Source organism: Rhabdaerophilum calidifontis (assembly GCF_008641065.1).
Classification (GTDB): Bacteria; Pseudomonadota; Alphaproteobacteria; order Rhizobiales; family Beijerinckiaceae; genus Rhabdaerophilum; species Rhabdaerophilum calidifontis.
Map to the genome: position 1 here is coordinate 161,764 of NZ_VTRS01000005.1, position 21,507 is coordinate 183,270.

The 21,507-nt window shown below is 69.6% G+C and carries 23 protein-coding genes; 11 read left to right on the forward strand and 12 right to left on the reverse strand.

Annotated features, from left to right (window positions below):
• Position 1 precedes the first annotated feature (1 nt).
• Together FWJ24_RS10165 and FWJ24_RS10170 are read left to right on the forward strand one after the other, a co-directional pair.
• Entirely contained in the window at positions 2 to 436 is a 435-nt protein-coding gene (locus tag FWJ24_RS10165; protein ID WP_150287714.1) for a DUF1489 family protein, read from the forward strand.
• A 79-nt stretch (positions 437 to 515) separates the two neighbouring features.
• Positions 516 to 1,220 (forward strand): DnaJ domain-containing protein, encoded by a 705-nt coding sequence (locus FWJ24_RS10170; RefSeq protein WP_166443657.1) that lies wholly within the window; start codon positions 516 to 518, stop codon positions 1,218 to 1,220.
• A 74-nt stretch (positions 1,221 to 1,294) separates the two neighbouring features.
• Here the strand turns inward: FWJ24_RS10170 and FWJ24_RS10175 are convergent, their stop codons facing one another.
• Positions 1,295 to 3,157: a serine hydrolase gene (locus FWJ24_RS10175; protein ID WP_150287716.1), complete on the reverse strand. Its 1,863-nt coding sequence runs from the start codon at positions 3,155 to 3,157 to the stop codon at positions 1,295 to 1,297.
• Between the two features lie 268 nt (positions 3,158 to 3,425).
• Between FWJ24_RS10175 and FWJ24_RS10180 the strand changes: the two genes are divergently transcribed.
• The 5 genes from FWJ24_RS10180 to FWJ24_RS10200 all read left to right on the forward strand — a co-directional run bounded on the left by FWJ24_RS10180 (position 3,426) and on the right by FWJ24_RS10200 (position 8,225).
• The gene (locus FWJ24_RS10180; protein ID WP_150287717.1) at positions 3,426 to 3,761 is read left to right on the forward strand and encodes a phasin family protein; all 336 of its coding nucleotides are present in this window, start codon (positions 3,426 to 3,428) and stop codon (positions 3,759 to 3,761) included.
• 239 nt (positions 3,762 to 4,000) lie between these two features.
• A complete protein-coding gene (gene clpS / locus FWJ24_RS10185; RefSeq protein WP_150287718.1) occupies positions 4,001 to 4,378 on the forward strand; it encodes an ATP-dependent Clp protease adapter ClpS in 378 nt (125 codons plus the stop codon).
• A gap of 102 nt (positions 4,379 to 4,480) precedes the next feature.
• A complete protein-coding gene (gene clpA / locus FWJ24_RS10190) occupies positions 4,481 to 7,003 on the forward strand; it encodes an ATP-dependent Clp protease ATP-binding subunit ClpA (protein WP_150287719.1) in 2,523 nt (840 codons plus the stop codon).
• Between the two features lie 200 nt (positions 7,004 to 7,203).
• Positions 7,204 to 7,863 carry an AzlC family ABC transporter permease gene (locus FWJ24_RS10195; RefSeq protein ID WP_166443658.1) on the forward strand — a complete coding sequence of 220 codons (660 nt, stop codon included), beginning with the start codon at positions 7,204 to 7,206 and terminating at the stop codon, positions 7,861 to 7,863.
• Positions 7,860 to 8,225 (forward strand): AzlD domain-containing protein, encoded by a 366-nt coding sequence (locus tag FWJ24_RS10200; RefSeq protein ID WP_150287721.1) that lies wholly within the window; start codon positions 7,860 to 7,862, stop codon positions 8,223 to 8,225. Before FWJ24_RS10195 ends, FWJ24_RS10200 begins: the two co-directional genes overlap by 4 nt.
• Positions 8,226 to 8,261: 36 nt before the next feature.
• Here FWJ24_RS10200 and FWJ24_RS10205 read toward each other — a convergent pair whose 3' ends face one another.
• The 5 genes from FWJ24_RS10205 to FWJ24_RS10225 all read right to left on the reverse strand — a co-directional run bounded on the left by FWJ24_RS10205 (position 8,262) and on the right by FWJ24_RS10225 (position 11,892).
• A complete protein-coding gene (locus tag FWJ24_RS10205; protein ID WP_150287722.1) occupies positions 8,262 to 8,714 on the reverse strand; it encodes an HIT family protein in 453 nt (150 codons plus the stop codon).
• A gap of 69 nt (positions 8,715 to 8,783) precedes the next feature.
• Positions 8,784 to 9,107: a hypothetical protein gene (locus tag FWJ24_RS10210; RefSeq protein ID WP_206110821.1), complete on the reverse strand. Its 324-nt coding sequence runs from the start codon at positions 9,105 to 9,107 to the stop codon at positions 8,784 to 8,786.
• Positions 9,108 to 9,311: 204 nt separating this feature from the next.
• Positions 9,312 to 10,592, reverse strand: a complete 1,281-nt coding sequence (locus FWJ24_RS10215; protein ID WP_246155648.1) for a GNAT family N-acetyltransferase — start codon at positions 10,590 to 10,592, stop codon at positions 9,312 to 9,314.
• Between the two features lie 65 nt (positions 10,593 to 10,657).
• The gene (locus FWJ24_RS10220) at positions 10,658 to 11,419 is read right to left on the reverse strand and encodes a glycerophosphodiester phosphodiesterase family protein (protein ID WP_150287723.1); all 762 of its coding nucleotides are present in this window, start codon (positions 11,417 to 11,419) and stop codon (positions 10,658 to 10,660) included.
• Positions 11,416 to 11,892 (reverse strand): RidA family protein, encoded by a 477-nt coding sequence (locus FWJ24_RS10225; protein ID WP_150287724.1) that lies wholly within the window; start codon positions 11,890 to 11,892, stop codon positions 11,416 to 11,418. Before FWJ24_RS10225 ends, FWJ24_RS10220 begins: the two co-directional genes overlap by 4 nt.
• Before the next feature lie 214 nt (positions 11,893 to 12,106).
• On the opposite strand from FWJ24_RS10225, the gene FWJ24_RS10230 reads away from it, so the two are divergent.
• On the forward strand, positions 12,107 to 12,985 hold the full coding sequence (locus tag FWJ24_RS10230) for an EipB family protein (RefSeq protein ID WP_150287725.1): 879 nt from the start codon (positions 12,107 to 12,109) through the stop codon (positions 12,983 to 12,985).
• A gap of 10 nt (positions 12,986 to 12,995) precedes the next feature.
• On the opposite strand, the gene FWJ24_RS10235 is transcribed toward FWJ24_RS10230, so the two are convergent.
• The gene (locus tag FWJ24_RS10235; protein WP_150287726.1) at positions 12,996 to 13,280 is read right to left on the reverse strand and encodes a DUF3572 domain-containing protein; all 285 of its coding nucleotides are present in this window, start codon (positions 13,278 to 13,280) and stop codon (positions 12,996 to 12,998) included.
• A 203-nt stretch (positions 13,281 to 13,483) separates the two neighbouring features.
• Between FWJ24_RS10235 and FWJ24_RS10240 the strand changes: the two genes are divergently transcribed.
• Both FWJ24_RS10240 and FWJ24_RS10245 read left to right on the forward strand, forming a co-directional pair.
• A complete protein-coding gene (locus FWJ24_RS10240) occupies positions 13,484 to 13,849 on the forward strand; it encodes a response regulator (RefSeq protein ID WP_150287727.1) in 366 nt (121 codons plus the stop codon).
• 42 nt (positions 13,850 to 13,891) lie between these two features.
• Entirely contained in the window at positions 13,892 to 15,259 is a 1,368-nt protein-coding gene (locus FWJ24_RS10245; protein WP_150287728.1) for a PleD family two-component system response regulator, read from the forward strand.
• A 459-nt stretch (positions 15,260 to 15,718) separates the two neighbouring features.
• On the opposite strand, the gene rpmG is transcribed toward FWJ24_RS10245, so the two are convergent.
• Together rpmG and FWJ24_RS10255 are read right to left on the reverse strand one after the other, a co-directional pair.
• A complete protein-coding gene (gene rpmG / locus FWJ24_RS10250; RefSeq protein ID WP_150287729.1) occupies positions 15,719 to 15,886 on the reverse strand; it encodes a 50S ribosomal protein L33 in 168 nt (55 codons plus the stop codon).
• A 114-nt stretch (positions 15,887 to 16,000) separates the two neighbouring features.
• Entirely contained in the window at positions 16,001 to 17,179 is a 1,179-nt protein-coding gene (locus tag FWJ24_RS10255; protein WP_150287730.1) for an MFS transporter, read from the reverse strand.
• A gap of 60 nt (positions 17,180 to 17,239) precedes the next feature.
• Here FWJ24_RS10255 and FWJ24_RS10260 point away from each other — a divergent pair, with 60 nt between their 5' ends.
• Positions 17,240 to 17,818 (forward strand): hypothetical protein, encoded by a 579-nt coding sequence (locus FWJ24_RS10260; protein ID WP_150287731.1) that lies wholly within the window; start codon positions 17,240 to 17,242, stop codon positions 17,816 to 17,818.
• Between the two features lie 21 nt (positions 17,819 to 17,839).
• Here FWJ24_RS10260 and FWJ24_RS10265 read toward each other — a convergent pair whose 3' ends face one another.
• The 3 genes from FWJ24_RS10265 to rnr are packed head-to-tail and all read right to left on the reverse strand — an operon-like array spanning position 17,840 to position 21,497.
• Complete coding sequence (locus FWJ24_RS10265; RefSeq protein ID WP_246155649.1) at positions 17,840 to 18,646, reverse strand: NUDIX hydrolase; 807 nt, start codon at positions 18,644 to 18,646, stop codon at positions 17,840 to 17,842.
• Positions 18,643 to 19,098, reverse strand: coding sequence for a DUF983 domain-containing protein (locus FWJ24_RS10270; RefSeq protein ID WP_150287732.1), 456 nt, complete (start codon positions 19,096 to 19,098; stop codon positions 18,643 to 18,645). The genes FWJ24_RS10265 and FWJ24_RS10270 overlap by 4 nt, the downstream gene beginning before the upstream one ends.
• A gap of 32 nt (positions 19,099 to 19,130) precedes the next feature.
• On the reverse strand, positions 19,131 to 21,497 hold the full coding sequence (rnr, locus tag FWJ24_RS10275) for a ribonuclease R (protein ID WP_150287733.1): 2,367 nt from the start codon (positions 21,495 to 21,497) through the stop codon (positions 19,131 to 19,133).
• Positions 21,498 to 21,507 lie beyond the last annotated feature (10 nt).

The window sequence follows — 21,507 nt, forward strand, 5'->3', positions numbered from 1 at the left end:
CATGGCGCTGCATCTGCTCAAGCTCTGCGTCGGGTGCGAATCGATCGAGGATCTCGAAGGCTGGATCGAGGAGACGCGGCTCGCGCATCAGCAGATGGGCCGGCCCTACCGGCAGGTGCACACCACCCGCATGGTGCCGCGCCGGATGGATGAGATCGTCGGCGCGGGGTCGCTCTACTGGGTGATCAGGGGGCGGATCGCGGCGCGGCAGCGCATCGAGGCCATCGAGCCCTTCACGGATGGCGAGGGGATCCCGCGCTGCCATCTCGTGTTGACGCCGGAGGTCATTCCGGTGCAGCCGCGGCCCTGCCGGCCCTTCCAGGGCTGGCGCTACCTTGCCGACGGCGATGCTCCGGCCGATATCCGCATTGTCGACGCGCCCGCCGAGATGCCGGAGGCGCTGCGCGCGGAACTTTCGGCGCTGGGGCTTCTCTAGCCGGAAGCGTGGCCGCCGTTTGCATTCCGCGCGGCGCCGGGGCAGAAGCGGGCGGCAGCAGAGCCGGGGCCAGGCGCGGATGAATTATCTTGTTTCGATGATTGTGTTCGGCGCGGTCGTCTGGTGGTTCGCGCTCGGGCCGGGGCGCAAGGCCGGGGATTCCCTCTCGCCGCTCACCCGCAAGCTTGTCGGCGCCGTGGCCGGGGGCGCGGGCATCCTGCTCGCGCTCAAGGGGCGCTGGGATGTCGCGATCGTGCTGGTCTCGCTGGCGGCCTGGCTGCTCGGGTTCCGGCTTCCGGCGGCGATCGATCCGATCGGCCGGGCGCGGCGCTCCGAGATCCGGACGCGCGCGCTCGAAATCACGATCGATCTCGGAGACGGGTCTCTCGATGCGCGGATCGTGCTCGGCGTCTATGCCGGGCGCATGCTGACCGCGCTCGGCGCGCAAGAGGCTTTGCGCCTCGCGCATGACCTGTCGCGCATCGATCCGCAAGGCCTGGCGCTAATCGCGCAGGATCTCGACCGCCGGGCGCCCGGCTGGCGTGAGCACGTGCAGTTCGATCCGCAGCCGCGGGAGGGCGCGGCGCCGGCCGGCCCCGAAATGCGCGACGACGAGGCCTATCAGATCCTTGGCCTTGAGCCGGGTGCGCGGGAGGACGAGATCCGCGCCGCGCATCGCGCGCTGATCGCGCGCCTGCATCCCGATCGTGGCGGCTCCAACCATCTCGCGGCGCTCGTCAACCGGGCGAAGGATGTCGCGCTGGCGGCCGCGCGGCGCGGCTGATCCTCTCCGGTGCAGCGGCGCCGTCAGGCTGTTCGGAAATTCATCGCGATCGAGCATCGGCCGGTTCTCCGGGATCAGATCTTCTGGGCAATGCACTGGAAGCCGGAGCGCTTCAGCGCCTTGCAGGCGGCCTGCGCGTCCTCGGCATCGAAGCCGGCGAACCGGGCGCGGTAGAGCGTCGCGCCGCCCTTCTCGACGGCCTCGGTGAAGGGCTCGGCGGATTTCAGCAGCCGCCCCGTCTTTTCCACGGCGCTGGCGAGGATCGAGCGCGCCTTGGCGTCGCTGTCGGTGGCGGCAAGCTGGATGATCCAGCCGCTGCGCGCCGGTTGCGGCGCGGGCTGGGCGGGCCTGGCGGCGTCGCGCGCCGGCTTCGGCGCTTCGTCCGGCCGGGCGGGTTCCAGATTGGCGCGCGGCGCCGGGGCGGGAAGGGCGGGCGCGGCGGCTTCGCCGCGCTGGCCGGGCGGAGGCAGGCGGATCTCGGCCTTCGCGACGGGTTGGGCGGGCGCCTGCGGTGTCACGGGCTGTGGCGTGGCGGGCTGGGGGGCGGCCGTCTGGGGCAGCGGCTGGGTCTCGTCGGCCGGGCTTGCCGGCGCCGCGACCGAATTCGTGTAGCGGACATTGCCCGGTGGAACGAGGCGCGGCTCGGCGGAACCGCCCGGCCGCTCGCCGCCCTGCGGCCCCGCGACCCAGCGCAGCGCCGGCGAGCGCGGCGTGGTGCCGACCACCGCAAGCGGCGTCGTGGCGCTCTGGACGATGTTGGTGGAGCCGCTGGCGGCGAGCGCGAGCGGCCGGGCGCGGGTCAGCCCCTCAACCTCGGCCGGGGCGCGTGTGCCGGTTTCGGCGATGACGGCAGGGCGCGGCCGGGCCGCTGGCAGCGGAGCCGGTTCGACCATGCTCGCGGTCGGGAGTGGCGGCAGCGGTGCGCCGGCCGGTCGCGCCGCGAGGCCTCTTGCGGGGGCGGCGGCCGGCGCGCGCGGCGCTGGCTGATCGGCACCGCTCTCGTCCTCGTCATCGGCCTCGCGGGCGAGCGCCGCCACCGCGGTCGAGGTCATGCGACGGCCGGCATGGGCGCGGTCCATATGCTCGTCGATAAGGGCTGCGACCTGCTGGTCGCGCGCGCGGCCGGAGCGGCCGCCGAGCACGACGGTGAGGATGTGCCGGCCGTCCATCTTGGCCGAGGTGAGCAGGTTGAAGCCCGAGGCGCGGGTATAGCCGGTCTTGATGCCGTCCACGCCCTCGACGGTGCCGAGCAGCCGGTTGTGATTGCGATAGGCGCGCCCCTCATAGGTGAAGCTGCGGGTGCCGAAATAGGGATAATAGCGCGGGAAGCGGTCGTGGATCGCGCGGCCGAGCGTCACGAGATCGCGTGCGGTTGTCCATTGGTCGGGGTCGGGCAGGCCGGAGGCGTTGCGGAAGGTGGTGCGGCGCATGCCGATGGCGCGCGCCTTGCGCGTCATCATCGCAGCGAAGCGCTCCTCATCCCCCGCGATGGCCTCGGCGACGACGACCGCGACATCGTTGGCGGATTTCGTCACCAGCGCCTTGATCGCATCCTCGGCCGTGATCGTGTCGCCGGGGCGCAGGCCGAGCTTGGACGGCGCCTGGCTCGCGGCCTCGCGCGAGACCGGCAATTCGCTCGACAGCTTGAACCGGCCGCTCTCAAGCTGCTCGAACAGCATGTAGAGCGTCATCACCTTCGTTACTGAAGCCGGGTGGCGCAGCGCATCGGGATTGGTGGCCTGGAGCGTCCGGCCCGATTTCACGTCATAGACCATCGATGCATAGGGCGGATTATAGGCGGGGAGACGCTTCCGCTTGCGCCGGGCTTCCGCTTCCGGAACCATCGCGACGATCGCCACGAGGCAGGCGAGAAACAGAGGCAGCGCCGCGCGCGCGACGTTCGGTCGCGACGCGGCGCGGAGAGGGGAACAACGCATGCTGACGCTCCGGCACCCGGTCGGTCGGGCCTGCCCGCGCGGCCCGTTCCGCTAAAATGCCGTCGAGGCAGTTACCCGAGCGTTAAGCCTCGGGCGGGTTTCGCGGTTGTGCTCCGTGTCCTGCGCCTGCGCGCCGCCGCGCGCGATCGTTGAGGCAGCGGAATGATGCGCTGCAAAATGGTTGCTTGACATTTTGTGCGGCGCAACATAAATCACCCTCGCAGTTGGCGCGTGCGGCTTCACCGGCGCAATTTCAAGGGGACTAGCGATGATGCAGGCTTTCGAAGATTTCCAGAAGTTCGGCAAAGAGAACCTCGACCTCGCCGTGAAGGCGTTCGGCGCCCAGCAGAAGGGCGTGCAGGCGATCGCGACCGAAGTCGCCGATTACTCCAAGAAGGCGATCGAGGCTGGGTCCGCGACGTTCGAGAAGCTCGCCGGCGTGAAGACGCTCGACAAGGCGATCGAGATCCAGTCGGACTATGCCAAGTCGGCCTATGAGGGCTTCGTCGCTCACGCGACCAAGGTCGGCGAGCTCGTCAACGAGCTGGCCAAGGAGAGCTTCAAGCCGCTCGAAGCCGCCTTCTCCAAGGTTCAGGCGAAGTAAGCCCTGCCCGGCCACGAGGCCGAGGCGGTCGCACCTTCCCGTTGCGTCATGTGATGGCCCGGTCGTGAAAGACCGGGCCATTTTCGTTGCAATGCGGGAAAACCTGCGTGGGGCCTTTCCGAAATCCGGCCGCCACCCCACATTGCTTGCGGCCGGCAGGGTTCGCCGGCCGGCGTCAAGCCTGTGGCGAATGCCCGAACCGGCTTGATTGTCCGAAAAACCCGCATAACCTCTCTGGCATGAGCGCTTGGGTGCGACATCGCGCGTTTGAATCGAAACCGCTTTCCGGCGCGGCCGGCGGCGGGCAGGGTGGCCGTCCGGCCAACGGGACCGCGCTCGCAACGCGGACCAGGACCGTCCGGAAGCGCCCGGATCTCTACCGGGTGCTGCTGCTCAACGACGATTACACGCCGATGGAATTCGTCGTGCATGTGCTGATGCGGTTCTTCAACAAGAACGAGGAGGATGCGACCCGCATCATGCTGCATGTGCATCATCACGGTGTGGGCGAATGCGGCACCTATACGTTCGAGATCGCGGAGACCAAGGTGACGCAGGTGATGGACTTTGCCCGCGAACACCAGCACCCTCTGCAATGCGTGATGGAAAAGAAATGATCGGGGGGTTCCCGCGGCGGCGCGGGAACGGTGCCGGGCCGGTCCCGGCGGGAACGGAAAGCGGGCGGGGCCGGACCCCCGAACCAGGAAAGCGAGCGGGATTTGCCCAGTTTCTCGAAAAGCCTCGAAAACGCCCTGCATCAGGCGCTTGCCCATGCCGCCGCGCGGCGCCATGAATTCGCGACGCTCGAGCATCTCCTGCTTGCGCTGATCGATGACGAGGACGCGGCGGCGGTGATGCGCGCCTGCAATGTCGATCTCGACCTGCTGCGCCAGAGCGTCACCACCTATATCGATACCGAGCTTGAGGCGCTGGTGCTGCGCGAGCGTGCCGATACCAAGCCGACCGCCGGGTTCCAGCGCGTCATCCAGCGCGCAGTCATTCATGTCCAGTCCTCCGGGCGGGAGGAGGTCACCGGCGCCAATGTGCTCGTCGCCATCTTCGCGGAGCGCGAGAGCCACGCCGCCTATTTCCTGCAGGAGCAGGAAATGACACGCTACGACGCGGTCAACTACATCTCGCACGGCATCGCCAAGCGCCCCGGCGCCACGGAGGCCCGCAGCCCGCGCGGCGCCGACGAGGAGAGCGAGTATGCGCCCGAACAGGGGCAGGGCGAGCGCGAGCAGGGCAAGGCCAAGAAGGAAAGCGCGCTTCAGGCCTACGCGGTCGATCTCAACCGCAAGGCGCGCACCGGCAAGATCGACCCGCTGATCGGCCGCGAGGCCGAAGTGCGGCGGACGATCCAGGTTCTGTGCCGGCGGCAGAAGAACAATCCGCTGCTCGTCGGCGATCCCGGCGTCGGCAAGACCGCGATCGCCGAGGGGCTGGCCAAGAAGATCGTCGACGGCGAAGTGCCCGACGTGCTCGCCGACGCCACCGTCTATTCCCTCGACATGGGCACGCTGCTCGCCGGAACCCGCTATCGCGGCGATTTCGAGGAGCGGCTCAAGCAGGTGATGAAGGAGATCGAGGCGCATCCCAAGGCGATCCTCTTCATCGACGAGATCCACACCGTGATCGGCGCCGGGGCAACCTCCGGCGGGTCGATGGATGCGTCGAACCTGCTCAAGCCGGCGCTCGCCGCCGGCACGCTGCGCTGCATCGGCTCGACGACCTACAAGGAATACCGCCAGTATTTCGAGAAGGACCGGGCGCTGGTGCGCCGGTTCCAGAAGATCGACGTCAACGAGCCCTCGATCCCCGACACGATCGAGATCCTCAAGGGGCTGAAGCCCTATTTCGAGGAGTTCCACCGGCTGCGCTACACCAGCGAGGCGGTCAAGGGCGCGGTGGAACTCTCCGCGCGCTACATCCATGACCGCAAGCTGCCGGACAAGGCGATCGACGTCATCGACGAGACCGGCGCGGCGCAGATGCTGCTGCCCGAATCCCGCCGCAAGAAGACGGTCGGCATCAAGGAGATCGAGGCGACCATCGCCACCATGGCGCGGATTCCGCCGAAATCGGTATCGAAGGACGATGCCGAGGTGCTGCGCAACATCGAGACGACGCTGAAGCGCGTCGTCTACGGGCAGGACAGGGCGATCGAACAGCTGGCCGCGGCGATCAAGCTCGCGCGCGCCGGGCTGCGCGATGCGGAGAAGCCGATCGGCTCCTATCTGTTCTCGGGACCGACCGGCGTCGGCAAGACCGAGGTCGCCAAGCAGCTTGCGAGCGTGCTGGGTGTGAAGCTCCTGCGCTTCGACATGAGCGAATACATGGAGCGCCACACCGTGAGCCGCCTGATCGGCGCGCCGCCGGGCTATGTCGGCTTCGACCAGGGCGGGCTCCTCACCGACGGCGTCGACCAGAACCCGCATTGCGTGCTGCTGCTCGACGAGATCGAGAAGGCGCATCCGGACCTCTACAACATCCTGCTGCAGGTGATGGATCACGGCAAGCTGACCGATCACAACGGCAAGGAAGTGCAGTTCCGAAACACGATCCTCATCATGACTACCAATGCCGGTGCGGCGGACCTTGCCAGATCGGCCTATGGCTTCACCCGCTCCCGGCGGGAGGGGGATGATGCGGAGGCGATCAACCGGCTCTTCACGCCGGAATTCCGCAACCGCCTCGATGCGATCGTCTCGTTCGGGCATCTGCCGCGCGAAGTGATCGCGCAGGTGGTCGACAAGTTCATCGCCGCGCTCGAGGCCCAGCTCGCCGACCGGCACGTGACGATCGAATTGTCCGACGAAGCGCGCGCCTGGCTGGTCGAGAACGGCTATGACGAGCAGATGGGTGCCCGGCCGATGGGGCGGCTGATCCAGACCGCGATCAAGACGCCGCTCGCCGACGAGGTGCTGTTCGGCAAGCTGCGCGAGGGCGGCACGGTCCGCGTCGTGGTACAGGAGGAGGCGGAGGGGCGGAAGACGCTGGCCTTCGATTATCCCGAGGGGCCCGTGGTGCCGAAGCCGGAGAAGCTGCCGGAGCGGCCGAAGCCGCCGCGCAAGCCCGCCGCCGCCCGCAAGGCGCGGGTGCCGCGCGCGGCGCTGCCGAAGCCGTCCGCGCCGCCCAGACCGCCGGAAGGGCCCGCCCCGGACAAGGGGCCAGAGCGCGGCGGCGACGAGCCACCCCGCCCACGGCGCGGCACGGTGCCGAAGCTGCCGCTGAAGCGTTGAGCGCCCCCCGGCGGGGGGCCTCTCGACGCGCGGCGCGGCGGGGGCTAGCCTGAACGGGTTCCATGCCCGACGATTCTTCACAAGCCGGTTCCCCGCCTTCCGCGCCTTCGCCTGCTCCGAGCCCTGAACGCTCGCCACGGCAGCGTGCCTCGCCGCATGTCCTGGCGGGAATCCGGGCCGGCGCCGGGCTGCCGGCGCTGATGCTGATGTGTTCGCTGGTCGGGGTCGGCGGGCTCTGCCGCGATATCGGCTATCCGCCCGGCGCCGCCGTGCTCTCGACGCTGATGATCTGGGCCGCGCCGGCGCAGATGGTGCTGTTCGGCTCGATCGCCGCCGGGGTGGCGCTGCCGGCGATCGCCGCGGCGGTCTCGCTGTCCTCGATCCGCTTCGTGCCGATGTGCATGTCGATCCTGCCCCTGGTGCGGCGGCCGGGCACGCCGACCTGGCTGCTGCTGCTCATCGCGCATTTTGTCGCAGTCACGGCCTGGGTCGAGGGCATGCGGCGGCTGCCGGATATGCCGCAGCACGCGCGCATCCCCTATTATCTCGGCTTCGCCAACACGGTGATGTTGGCCGCGGCCTTCGCCACCGGGGCCGGCTATTTCCTGATCGCGGAATTGCCGCCGCCGCTGGCGGCCGGGCTGCTCTTCACCTCGCCGGTCTTCTTCACGCTGTCGCTGATGGCGGGGGCGCGGCGCGCGCTCGACTGGCTGGCGATCGGCCTCGGCTTCGCGGCGGCGCCGCTGGCCGCCCGCCTCGTGCCGGCGGGGCTCGACCTGCTGGTCGGCGGGCTCGGGGCCGGCACGCTCGCCTATCTCGCGCATCGCCTGCGCGCGCGCGGGGGAGGGCGGCCGGCATGAGCCTGATCCAGAGCCTCGAACACGCGACTGGCGGCCTCTGGCCCTATCTGGTGGTGATCCTGTTCGGGTTCCTGCCGAGCGAGGTCTGGCGCTGGCTTGCGGTGTTCCTGGTCCGCGGCCTCGACGAGGAGGCGGAAATCCTGGTCTGGGTGCGGGCGGTGGCGACGGCGCTGCTCGCCGCCGTGGTCGCGAAGCTGCTGCTCAACCCCAACGGCGCACTTGCGGTCATCCCCGCCCTGTGGCGCTGGGGGGCGCTCGCGGCGGGAATCGCCGGCTACGCGCTGTTCCGGCGCTCGGTTCTGGCGGGGGTCCTGACCGGCGAGGCGGCGCTGGTTGCGGCCGGGTTCCTCGCGCCGGGCTGAACGGGGCCGCAGCGCCAGCGCGGCCGGCCCATGCCGCTACTGGCCGAGGGCGGCGCGGATTTTCCCGGCCTGCTCGGCGAGCACGGCCATGTCGCCCTTCGGCGCCGGATGCGGGTGGATGCGCTGCCCCTCCCAGCGCGGCAGGATGTGGAAATGCAGGTGGAACACCTCCTGCCCGCCGGCGCTTTCCGAGAATTGCTGGAGGGTTATGCCCTCGGCGCCGAGCGCGGCCATCGCGGCCCGCGCGATCCGCTGCACGCGTGGCAGCATCGCGGCGAGGGTTTCGGGGTCTGCGTCGAGAAGGTTGCGCGCCGGCGCTTTCGGGATCACGAGCAGATGGCCGGGCGAACGCGGCATGATGTCCATGAAGGCGAGCACCACCTCGTCCTCGTAGACCCTGTGGCAGGGCAATTCCCCGCGCAGGATCTTCGCGAAGACATTGCCGTTATCATAGGCGGCATTCTGAGCGGGGGAATCGGGGCCCGACATGGCAATCTCCGGTCCTGAAACGAAAAGGGCGGCTTTCGCCGCCCTGATATCGCGCCTTTCGGCGCCGGATCAATAATAATAGACCCGGCGGACATAGCGCCGGCGATAGACCCGGCGCGGGCGATAATAATAGCGCGGGCGCCGGTAATAGCGGCGACGGCGGTAATAGTAATATTGCGTCGGTTCCGAGGCCGGAAGGTCGGCATCGCGGGCGGCTTCCTGGGGCGCTTCGGGCTTCGGCTCGGGGCTCGGCGCATCGGCCGCGCGCGGCGCGGCTTCGGCGGCTGCCGGCATCAGCACCGCCCCGGCTCCGGCGGCGACGGCCGCGAGGCCGAGCAACGCCTTGAGTGCGGCACGGCGGCCGAGGGCGGGTCTCGCGTCAGTTTCGGTCATCCAAGTCTCCTCTCACGGGCTGGACCCCTCTTAAGGGGGGCGGGAAGGCGGAGCCTAGTCGCGGCGAAACGGGAATCCGTGCGTTGGCGCACCATGCGCGCTGCAACCAACGGACGCAAGAGGAGAATGCCGGCGGCTGTGGATGCCCCGCGCCGCCCCAGAAGCGCAGCCGGATAGAGGGATGGAGCCGGGGCAGGCCTGTGGCTAGCTTTGCTTCCGGAAGGGCGTCATCCCGGCGAGGATCGCCTGGGCGCGGTCGATCTCGGCGTGTTCGTGGCGCAGGTAATCGGCGACGGCCCGATGCAGGCCGGGATCGGCGAAGCGATGCGCGGACCAGGTCTTGACCGGGCCGTAGCCGCGCGCGAGCTTGTGCTCGCCCTGCGCGCCGGCCTCGACGCGGGCAAGCCCCCGCGCCAGCGCGAAATCGATCGCCTGATAATAGCACAGCTCGAAATGCAGGAAGGGGTGATGCTCGATCGCCCCCCAGTTGCGGCCATAGAGCGTGTTGGCGCCGATGAAGTTCAGCGCTCCGGCGATGTAGCGCCCGGCGCGCTTCGCGAGGATCAGCAGGATCCGCTCGGGCATCGCGGCCGAAACCTCGGAGAAGAAGGCGCGGGTGAGGTAGGGCGAGCCCCATTTGCGGTCGCCCGTATCCATGTAGAAGGCGAAGAAGGCATCCCAATGCGCTTCCGTCAGGTCGCGCCCGGTCACCCATTCGACCGTGATCCCCGCGGCGAGCGCGTCGCGGCGCTCGCGCCGCAGCACCTTGCGCTTCCTTGAGGCGAGGCTTTCGAGGAAAGCGTCGAAATCGCGATAGCCGGGGTTCCGGAAATGGAATTGCTGGTCGGCGCGCAGCAGGTAGCCCGCAGCAGCCAGCGCCGCGCGGTCCGGCGGGGTCAGGAAGGTCGCGTGGATGGAGGAGCCGTCGATCCGCTGGCGGAGCGCCTCCAGCCCCGCGATCAAAGCGGCGCGGGCGGTCTCCGCCGCAGCGCCCGGCGCCACCAGCAGCTTCGGCGCAGTCGCCGGCGTGAAGGGCACCGAGACCTGGAGCTTCGGGTAATAGCGTCCGCCGGCGCGGTGATAGGCCTCGGCGAAGGCGTGGTCGAACACGTATTCGCCGCGCGAATGACCCTTGGCATAGGCGGGAACAGCGCCGAGCAGCCGGCCGGCGCCGTCACGGGCAAGCAGATGCAGGGGGGTCCAGCCCGAACGCCCGCCGACGGAGCCGGAGCGTTCGAGGGAGGCAAGAAAGGCATGCGATATGAACGGGTTGTCCCGATCTTCCTCAGGGTCCGATTCCGGTTCTTCACTGAATGATTCCGCATCTTCACGCGGCGGATCAATGGCGGCGGCACACGGTGCGGCCGGTGTCGGCGCGTGGCGGAACAGGCTGTCCCATTCCGCCGGGGCGATGCCGGCGAGGGAGGTCAGGATCTCGATCGAGGCGGCACTGGCGCGGGCGGCGGAACCGGGCATGAGGCTCATCTATCGCGCGCCGGCACCATTCCAAGGGGGGAGGCAGGGCGCGAATCTGCGTCGGCGCAGGCCTCTCAATCCGGCAGAAACCCCTCGAACACGATCTGGTCGAGATGCGGGGCGGCGCGGCGCGCTTCCTCCGGCGTGCGGATCGTCCAGCCCATGACCGGCAGGCCGAGCGCGGCACGGCAGAGATAGGGACCCGCCGAAGGCAAAGCGAGGTGATGCCAGGAGAGGAAATCCGGCCGGCTTTCGGCGAAATGCAACAGATTGGCAAGGGCGTGCCGGGCCGCGTCGTCGAGATGGGCGTAATCGGGGTAATCGTAGCGGGCCATGCCGACGATGCCGAGCGGCGTTTCGATCCCCGCAGCCTTGAGCGCCATGATCTGGGCGGGATCGAAGGATTTGAAGACGAGCGGGCCGGCGTAAGCCCGCGCCAGCGCGGCGATGCGGCCGGCGAGGCGCGTATCGCCGTTGAAGCGGCTCTTGACCTCGACGACAAGCGGAACCCGCCCGGCGACAAGATCGAACAGCCCGGCGAGCGTGCCGATCCGGTCCGGCCCCTCCGCCAGGGGGATACCGGCGAGCGCGGCGGCGTCGCGGGCATCGAGCGGCCCGGTTTCGCCGGTCAGCCGGTCGAGGGTGAAATCGTGGAAGACCATCGCCTCGCCGTCGCGGCTCGCCTGGACGTCGCATTCGATGCCGTAGCCGGCCGCGACTGCCGCCCGGAAGGCCGAGGCGGAATTCTCGATCCGCCCGGCGGCGCGCGCATGCAGCCCGCGATGCGCGATCGGCCGGGCGAGGAAGCCGGGCGGGAGCGGCCGGGGCGGGGTCATCCGGCGATCTCGAACAGGCCGTCGACCTCGACCGCGCAATCGAGCGGCAGCACGGGGACGCCGATCGTGGTCCGGGCATGGCGGCCCGCATCCCCCATGGCGGCGACCATCAGGTCCGAGGCGCCGTTCATCACCTGCGGCAGGGCGGTGAAATCCGGCGTCGCGGCGATGAATCCGCCAAGCCGCAGGCAGGATTTCAGCCGGGTGAGATCGCCGCCGAGCGCGGCGCGCGCCTGGGCGAGCAGGTTGATCGCACAGAATTTCGCGGCCTCCGCCCCGTCCTCCGGCGAAACCGCGCCGCCGAGCTTGCCCTTGTGGCGCGGCGCCAGCGCGCCGTCCGGCCCGATGCAGATCTGGCCGGAGAGAACCAGCAGGGTGCCGCTGATGCGATAGGGCACGTAATTGGCGACCGGCGCGACGGGCACCGGCAGCGAGAGGCCGAGTTCGGCGAGGCGGGTTTCGATCGGGGACATCGGGACTTTCCTCGAAGGACGCCGCGCGGGCGGGCGCGGCCGGACGCGGAAGCTCTAGCAGAAAAAGCGGCGCGCGAAATGGCGGCCGGTGCCGGAATTTCGCCATCTCGCAGCGCTTGATGAAGGCGCCCTGAGAATCCATCGATGATGGGGCAACCCAACGATTCGTCCGCCGCCAGATCCGATGCGGCCTCTTCCGACAGGATAGCGCCCCATGTCCCACCACTCCGCCTCGCTCCCGCCCCGTTCCGCCGCTCCGGCCGGCGCGGCGCTCGCTGTGCTGCTCGGCATCGCGCCGGCGGCAGCGGCGCCGGCCTCGGGCGCGGCCGCGACCGCGATCGTGCTCCAGCCGCACCGCATCGCCTATGAGGTTTCGCTCGGCCCCCGGCGCGGCCCCGGCGGCTTCAGCGGTGCGCGGGGGCTGATCGCGCTCGAATTCACCGGCAATGCCTGCGACGGCTACGCCACCAATTTCCGGCAGGCGACCGAACTCGAGGATGCCGACGGCCAGCCGCGCCGGCTCGATTTCTCGGTCAATCTCTGGGAGGAGGGCAGGGGCCAGCGCTTCCGCTTCACCGTGCTCAACAAGGTCAACGGCCAGACGACGCGCGATGGCGACGGCGAGGCGCGGCGGAGCGCTGACGGCTCGATCGCGGTGGCGATGAAGCGGCCGCCGGGCCGGAAGGGCGATTTCGACGGCGCGGTTCTGTTCCCCTCCGCGATGATGATCGGCCTCATCGAGGCTGCCCAGCGCGGCGAGCGGCGTTACGATGCCCGGCTCTTCGACGGTTCCGAAGGCGGCGAGAAGATCTACGAGACCTCGGCGACGATCGGCGCGCGGCTCGAGGGCGCGCGCAACGAGCGGCTCGAACCGGCGATGCGGGTCGCGGCGCTCGAATCCGTTCCGCGCTGGCCGGTGGTCACGGCCTATTACGAATCGACGCCGGGCGACCGTGTGCCGGTCTACACGATGCGCGCGGTGACCTTCGCCAACGGCGTCGTCAGCGATCTGGTGTTCGATTTTCCCGATTTCAGCCTGATGGCGAAGGCGGTGCGCTACGAGGCGCTGCCGGTCGAGAGCTGCCGCAGATAACCGGGGCGGCTCAGATCTCCGCCCCGTGCCCGGCGAGGCGGTCGCGCGCGGCGAGAACCCGCTCCGGCGCGACTTGCCGGTTCGCGGCGAAGGCGAGCAGCAACGCCTCGTCCTGCGCGAGATGATCGAGCACCGCGGCAAAAAAGCCCGGTGCGCGGGCCGCCTCGCGCAGCGTCTCCGGCGCGATCCCCGTCAGCGCGAGAAAGCGGCCGAGGCGCTCGACATCCTCGGCGAGAAAGCCGAGCGCATCGATCGCCAGCAATTCGGGATCGATGCCCCTGTCGTCGCGGATCATGCCGGCCTCCCTGTCTTCCCCGTATTTCTTCCGCCGCAGCAAGCCTCTTTAAACCATCTTCCGCGATGCGCGATCCGCGGGCTTGCGGAGGCCCGGTCACTTAGACGATTCCTTCAACCTTCGCAGGCTAGCGTCGGGACGGATGCAGGCGGCCCCGGGGGGCGTCTGCCATTCTGGCGTGGTGGGAGCCGGCGACCGCAGCGATGGCAAAGACCGTTCTGATTGTCGAGGATAACGAGCTCAACATGAAGCTCTTCAACGATCTCCTCGAAGCGCATGGCTACGAGACGCTCAAGGCCAGGACGGGCCTCGAGGGCTTCGATCTTGCGCGGACCAGGAAGCCGGATCTCGTCCTGATGGACATCCAGCTGCCTGAGGTCTCCGGCATCGACATCATCAAGCTTCTCAAGGAGGACGAGGAGCTGAAGGGTATTCCCGTCATCGCCATCACCGCCTTCGCCATGAAGGGGGACGAGGAGAGGATCCGGGAATCGGGCTGCGAAGGCTATCTTTCCAAGCCGATCTCGGTTTCGAAGTTCATCGAGACCGTGCGCGGCTTCGTTGCCTAGCCATTCCGGCAAGGCGGAAGATGTGGGCAGGGTGGACCAGAAATGACTGCGCGCGTTCTCATTGTCGATGACGTCTTCGCCAATATCCGCTTGCTCGAAGCACGGTTGACCGCCGAATATTTCTCGGTCCTGACGGCGATGAACGGGCCGCAGGCGCTCGATATCTGCGAACGCGGGGAATGCGACATCGTTCTGCTCGATGTGATGATGCCCGGCATGGACGGGTTCGAAGTCTGCCGACGGCTCAAGGCCGCGCCCTCGACCGCGCACCTGCCGGTAGTGATGGTGACGGCGCTCGACAGCCCGGCGGACCGGCTGGCCGGGCTCCAGGCCGGCGCCGACGATTTCCTGACCAAGCCGATCAACGAACTCGCGCTGCTCACACGCGTGCGCAGCCTGGTGCGGCTCAAGCACCTGACCGACGAACTTCGCGCCCGCGCCTCCGGCACGCAGGGGCTCGGCCTGCCCGATCCGCTCGCCCTTGCGGCCTCGGAGGACGGCATGAACGGCCAGATCCTGGTGATCGAGGATCGGCAGAACATTGCCGAGCGCATGAGCTCGGCGCTGCTCCAGCACCATCGGGTGGAGATCGCCCCGCGTGGCCACGAGGCCGGGACCCGCGTTGCGCAGGGCGATTACGATGTGGTGATCCTGAGCCTCGGCCTTGCCGATACCGACCCGCTGCGGCTCGTTTCGCAGCTCCGCCTCAACGACAAGCTGCGCAACCTGCCGGTTCTGGTGATCAGCGATACGCTTGATGATCCGCGCGTGGTGCGGGCGCTCGACATGGGGGTCAACGATTATCTGATCCGCCCGGTGGATCGGAACGAGCTGATCGCCCGTGTCTCGACCCAGATCCGCAAGAAGCGCTATCAGGACAGGCTGCGCGAGAACCTCCAGGCCTCGATGGAACTCGCGATCATCGACCCGCTGACGCGGCTGCACAACCGGCGCTACCTGCACAGCCAGCTGCAGGCGCTGCTGGCCGACAACGCCCATCGCGGCGCCGCGCTCTCGCTGCTCGTCATCGATCTCGATCATTTCAAGGCCATCAACGACCAGCACGGCCATGATGCGGGGGATGATGTGCTGCGCGAATGCGCGGATCGACTGCGGAAGATCGTGCGCAACATCGATGTCATCGCGCGGTTCGGCGGCGAGGAATTCGTCATCGTGATGCCGGATACCGAGAGTTTCGCGGCGAGCCGGGTCGCCGAACGGCTGCGCGCGGCGGTCGAGAGCGAACCGGTCCGGATCGCCGGCGGCAATACGGTGCGCGTCACCGCCTCGATCGGCGTCGCGACCGGGATCGGCGACCGCACGAACGCCAAGGCGCTGTTCAAGCAGGCGGACGAGGCGCTCTACGCCGCGAAGAAATCCGGCCGCAACTGCGTGCGGCTCGCGGCCTGAGGCGCGCCATCACGCCGCAGATGCAACGCTTGTTTCGGTGACGGGCGCGACCTTTCGGCCTTGCGGCGCCGAACGAGACTCGGATAGCCTCTTGTTTCAATCGAACGCGCGCGCCGCCTACCACCTCTTTGGGAAAGGCCGCCCGCATCGCAGCCATTCCTCGCGGGATGCTCAGGTCCGCCGCATCTCCTGGGTCCCACGGGGTCGGCCGGTTCGGAACCGGAGGGAGTGCCTCCTCGCCTCCGGTTCCGGGCCGGCCACTTTCTGGCCGGCGAGCCCTCGCGGGGATCAGTCCAAGACCAGGATTCTCCTGATGGGGCACGAGCGGATGAGGGGGCTCGCGGCATGAAAAAGGCGCCCGCAGGCGCCCATTCCGGCATGTCGATGCTTGCAGATCAGGGGTTGTGGATCAGCAGCGGGTTGGCTGCCGGCCGGAGCACAAGCGAGTTTGATCCTGGCTTACTTGATCTTGGCTTCCTTGAACTCGACATGCTTCTTCGCAATCGGATCGTATTTCTTGAACGCGAGCTTCTCTGTCGAGGTGCGGGCATTCTTCTTGGTCACGTAGAAATAGCCGGTATCGGCCGTCGAGACGAGCTTGATCTTGATCGTGTTGGCCTTGGCCATGGGAACCTCCGGCGCGACCTGGCGCCGCCGCGCGGCCGGCCTGTCGCATGAAACAGAGCGCCGGACGAAAACGCCCGGCGCGAGGGGCCCGTATCGCGGATCGGGCCGGCGAAGTCAAGCCTTTCCGTCCCGCGCCGCACGGCGCGGTGAAAGGCGCAGCACCACGATTCCCGCATAGCCGGCGAGCAGCGCCACGAGGATCGCCGGCAGGCCATAGGCGCCGCCGGCATCCATCCCAAGCCCGATCAGCGGCGGGCCGAGCATCAGCCCCAGCGAATAGAGCAGCACGAAGGCGGCGTTGGCCGAGGCGAGATCGGCATCCGAGAACCGCGAACCGAGATGCGCGAGCCCCACCGTGTAGAGCGCGCCCGAAATGCCGCCGAACACGAGGAGCAGCGCCGCGAAGGGCCAGAAGGCCGGCTGCGCCAGGGGCAGCGCCGCCGCGAAGCCCGCCGAGAGCAGCGCCAGGGCGAGCAGCATGGTGCGGCGGTCAAGCCGGTCTGACAGCAGGCCGAGCGGGAGCTGGAACAGCACATTGCCGAGCGTGAAGGCGCTGAGCAGCAGCGCCGCCTCGTGCTCGCTGAATCCAACCCGGACATTGTGCACCGGCAGTTGCACGAAGAGCCCGGTCTCGACCGCGCCGAACACGAAGGCGGCGAGCGTCGCCGCCGGCGCGGCGCGGATGAAGCGCGTAAACCCCGCCGCGGGCGCACGCTCGAGGCCGGGGGCCGCGCCGCCGGCGATCGCGAGCGGCGCGAGCCCAAGCAGGATGATCGCTGCCGTGACGAGAAAGGGCAGCGCGCCGGCGGTGCCGATCAGCGCCAGCACCGCCGGCCCGGCGGCGAAGCCGAGATAGAGCGTCGTCGCGTAGAGCCCCATCACCAGCCCGCGCCGGGCGGGATCCGCGGCGGCGTTGATCCAGAATTCGGAGAGCGTGAAGATCACGCCGATCGCCGCGCCGAGCGCGAAGCGCAGGGCGCTCCAGGCCAAGAGGTTCGGTACGGCCGGGAAGGCGGCGAGGGTGAGCGCGGTTGCAAGCAGCGCCGCCGTGAGCATCGCGCGGATGCCGAAGCGGCGCGCGAGCCCCGGAACCAGGGGCACCATCAGCACGGTTCCGAACCCCGCCAGCGTCGCCGTCAGCCCGGACACCGTGCTGGACACGCCCCAGCGCTCGATTTCCAGCGAGACCAGCGGCCCGGAGGTCGCGAGCGCGAGGCCGACCAGCGTGACGAGCGCGATCGCGGCGGCGATCACGCGCGTGCCGCCGCCGGCGGTGGAGGGGGGCGCGGGCATGCGTTCGGGCTTTCGGGCGTGCTAGCATAGCGGACCGATTCGGCTCGATCCGGGATTGCGATGAGCGAACATCTAGCGCGGCGCGCCGGCGCCGTCATCCCGCCGGCCCTGCTGCTGGCCGCTTTCCTCTCCGCCATGGCGGCCGGAGCACAGGAGTCGGGGCGGTTCCTGTTCGGAACGCGCGATTTCGAGATGGATTGGCGCGCCGAGGCCGGGGGGCGGCCGATGCGGCTGCGCTTCCTCGGCGCGCGGCGCCTCCTGCGCATGGAGCCGCTCGACGGGTCCGATCAGGTGATGCTGCGCGATCTCGCGACCGGGGCGGTGCATGTGCTGATCGGCGAGGGCCGGAGCGGGGTCCATGCCGGCCGCGCGCCGCCGCTCGGGTCGTTCCGCCCCGACGGGATCGGCGAGATCCGGACGATCGCCGGCGAGGCCTGCCGCGAGATGCGGGCCGGGCCGGAGCGCTTCTGCCTGACCGATGACGGGATTCCGCTCGAAATGGCCAATGCACGCGAGCATTACGTGGCCGAGCGCCTGTTGCGCCGGGCGCAGGCGCCGGCGCTGTTCGAGGTGCCGAAAGAGCCGAAGCCGAAGCCCATTCCCGGCCTGCCGGGGCTGGAGCCGAAGTCCGGCCCCTAGCTCTGGCGCCGGGGGAGCGGGTTAGCGCGCCTCCGGCGTGATCCATTCGCGGCGGAAGACGCGGTTCTTCTCGAAATAGAACGGCACCGGCCGCGGCGCCTCGATCGGCCCCTGACGCAAGGCGGCATCGAGATCGGCGAGCACGACGCGCGTGATCGCGGGGAGCGGCAGGGCGGCGGTTTCGGCGAGGCTCAGCCAGGCGAGTTCGACCAGTTCCGAATCCGGCCCCACCACGCCCTCGATCCGGTGGGCGATGCGGGCGGCGTCGACCACGAAGAACCGCGTGTCGAAGCGCTTCGGCCGGCGCGGCGGCGTGATCGCGCGCGCGAGATAGGCGAGGCCCGAGAGATCCGGCACATGGCCTGTGCCGAGAAAATCGCGCCAGGGATCTTCCTTGCGGTCTTGCTTGTTGCCCGTGGGACGGGGCGGAAACGGACTGGCGGCGGGGCGGCCGATCACGATTCCCGTCTCCTCGAAGGTTTCGCGCAGCGCGGCGAGGGCAAGACGGCGACCGCGCGCGGCGCTCGGCCGCCCGCAGCGCGCGGCGAGCCCGGCCGCCACCGCCGGCGGCAATTCGCCAGCCACGGGCAGGCGCGAATCGCCCGCCTCGCTCCGGCCGCCCGGAAAGACGAAGCGGTCGGGCATGAATTTCAGCGCCGGGTGGCGGCGCCCCATCAGCACGCGCGGCACGGGGCCGGATCGGTCGAGGATGACGAGGGTCGCGGCATCCACCGGCCGGACATTCGGCCAGGAACGGTCGCGCGCCTCGCCCGTCAGGCGCGCGAGGCGCTCCTCCTCGGCGAGGCGCGCTCCGGCGGAATCGGTCATCGCGCCGCCGGCCTCGACGGGATGTCGTGGATATCGCCGGCCGGGTCGAAGCCATGCATCCGATGCGCCCATTGATAGGCGATCAGCGCGCCCTTGACCGGCTGTATCAGCAGCAGCGCCAGCAGCACGGTCAGCGCCGGCCACAGCGCCATGTGCCACCAGAGCGGCCATTCCGCGCCCTGCTCGACGGCGAGGTTGAGCGGAACGATGATATGGCCGACGATCATGATCGTCACATAGGGCGGCATGTCGTCGGCGCGGTGGCCGTCGAGCGGCTCGCCGCAATCCCGGCAGGCGGGCTCGACCTTCAGGAAGCGGCCGAACATCCGCCCCGTGCCGCAACGGGGGCAGCGGCATCGGAAGCCGCGCGCCATCGCCTGTTTCCAGTCGCGCGCCGGCAGGGCGGGCGCGGCTGCGCCATCTTTCCACGCGGTGTTGGTCCAATTGTCCATCGTGATGTCCGGCCTCCTGTTCTCGACCGGCCTCATTCCTCGAAACGGGGGACGCGCGCGCGCCGCGGGGTTGCGCCGGATCTTGAAGCATCGGCGCGGCCGGCGCGCAACCGGCCTTTCGCCGCGCCCCCCGCCTCCTGCGCGGGCGGCAGGCGCCGGCCCCGTCCCGTCTTGACGTAGCGGCCCTCGCTCAACATCTCGAAGCGCAGCGCGCCGGCCATCGGCTGCGCCTCCACGAGCCGGACCTGCACCTCGTCGCCCAAGCGGTAACTCTCGCCGGTGCGCGATCCGGTCAGGGCGTGGCCGGCTTCGTCATGGCGGAAGAAATCGTCGCCGAGGCTCGCGGCCGGGATGAACCCGTCGGCGCCGGTGCGGTCGAGCTTCACGAACAGGCCGGCGCGGGTGACACCGGCGATGCGGCCGCGGAAGCTCGCGCCGACCTGATCGGCGAGATAGAGCGCGATGAGCCGGTCCACCGTCTCGCGCTCGGCAGCCATGGCGCGGCGCTCGGCGGCCGAGATCCGCGCGCCGATCTCGCGCATGGTCTCGATCGGCGTATCCGGCAGCGCGTCCTTCCTGCCGAGATCCAGCGCCCGGATCAGCCCGCGATGGACGACGAGATCGGCATAGCGGCGGATCGGCGAGGTGAAATGGGCGTAGCGGCGCAGGTTGAGGCCGAAATGGCCGATATTCTCCGGCGCATATTCCGCCTGGGCCTGCGAGCGCAGGATGACCTCGTTGACGAGGCTCGCATGCGGCCCCGCCTTCACCCGCGCGAGGATGCGGTTGAACAGGTCCGGCCGCACCGCGCCCTGCTTCGGCAGCGAGATGCCGATCGTGTCGAGGAAATCGCGCAAACCCTGCATCTTCTCGAGGCTCGGATTGTCGTGGATGCGATAGAGCAGCGGCACGCGCGCCTTCTCCAGCGTCTCGGCGGCGCAGACATTGGCGAGGATCATGAATTCCTCGATCAGCCGGTGTGCGTCGAGCCGCTCGGGCACGATCACGTCCGCGACATGGCCCTGCCTGTCGAGCACCAGCTTGCGCTCCGGCAGGTCGAGATCGAGGGGCTCGCGCGCCTCCCGCGCGACCTTAAGGGCGGCATAGCCGGCCCAGAGCGGCCGCAGCACCGTTTCGAGCAGCGGGCCGGTGGTCTCGTCGGGCCGGCCGTCGATCGCGGCCTGGGCCTGGGCATAGGCGAGCTTGCCCGCGGAGCGGATCAGCACCCGGTGGAAGGAATGTGCCCGCTTCTCGCCGCGCGCCGAGATCGCCACCCGGAGCCCGAGCGCGGCGCGGTTGACGCCGGGCTTCAGCGAGCACAGATCGTTGGAGATGCGCTCCGGCAGCATCGGCACGACGCGATCGGGAAAATAGACCGAATTGCCGCGCTCCAGCGCCTCGGCATCAAGCGCTGAGCCCGGCAGAACATAGGCCGCGACATCGGCGATCGCGATATGGAGCACGAAGCCGCCGGGATTGGCGGGGTCCGCGTCCGGTTCGGCATGGACGGCGTCGTCATGGTCCTTCGCATCCGCCGGATCGATGGTGACGAGCGGGATCGTCCGCCAATCCTCGCGGCCGGCGAGCGTCGCCTCCTGCGCCGCCGCCGCCTCCCGCAGCGCGGCCTCGGAAAAGACATGCGGGATCTCGTGGGTATGGATCGCGATCAGCGAGATCGCGCGCTCGCTCCGCGTCGAGCCGAGGCGTTCGCGCACCCGGCCGACGCGCAGGCCGAGCAAGCGGTCGCGGCCGAGTTCCACCGAGACGAGATCGCCGTCCTGCGCTGCGCCGGCGGCCTCGCCGGGCGGGATCGCGATCTCGACCCCCCTGGCCTTCTTGTCGATCGGCACCAGCCGCCCGCCCCCCTCGGGCAGGGCGCGGAACACGCCGACCGCGCGCTTCGCCTGATGCGAGAGGATCTTGAGGATCCGGCCGGAATAGGCCGGGCCTTCGGCGTCCCCCGTCGGTTCGATGCGGATCAGCACCCGGTCGTTGAGGCCGGGCGGCGGGCCTTGCTCGCGCCGGCGCGGCACGGGGATGACGATCAGCGGCGGCTCGCCGCGCATCTCGTCCCATTCGGCCGGCGCGGCGATCAGGTCGCCGTCGGAATCGCGGCGCAGGATGTCGGCGACGATCACCGGCGGCAATTGTCCGGCGCGGTGCAGCGCGCCGCGACTGCGGGTCAGCGCGCCTTCCGCCTGAAGCTCCTTGAGGATGCGCTTCAGCGCGATCTTACCGGCCGGGTTGAGGCCGAATTCGCGCGCGATCTCGCGCTTGCCGACCTTGCCCCGCGCGCCGGCGATGAAGCCGAGGATCTCCTCCCGGCTGGGGAAGCCCCGCGCCTCGGCCGATTTCGGCTGGCGGCGGGGCGCGCGGGGAAAGGGCAGGGAGCGGGCCATGGATGCTTCT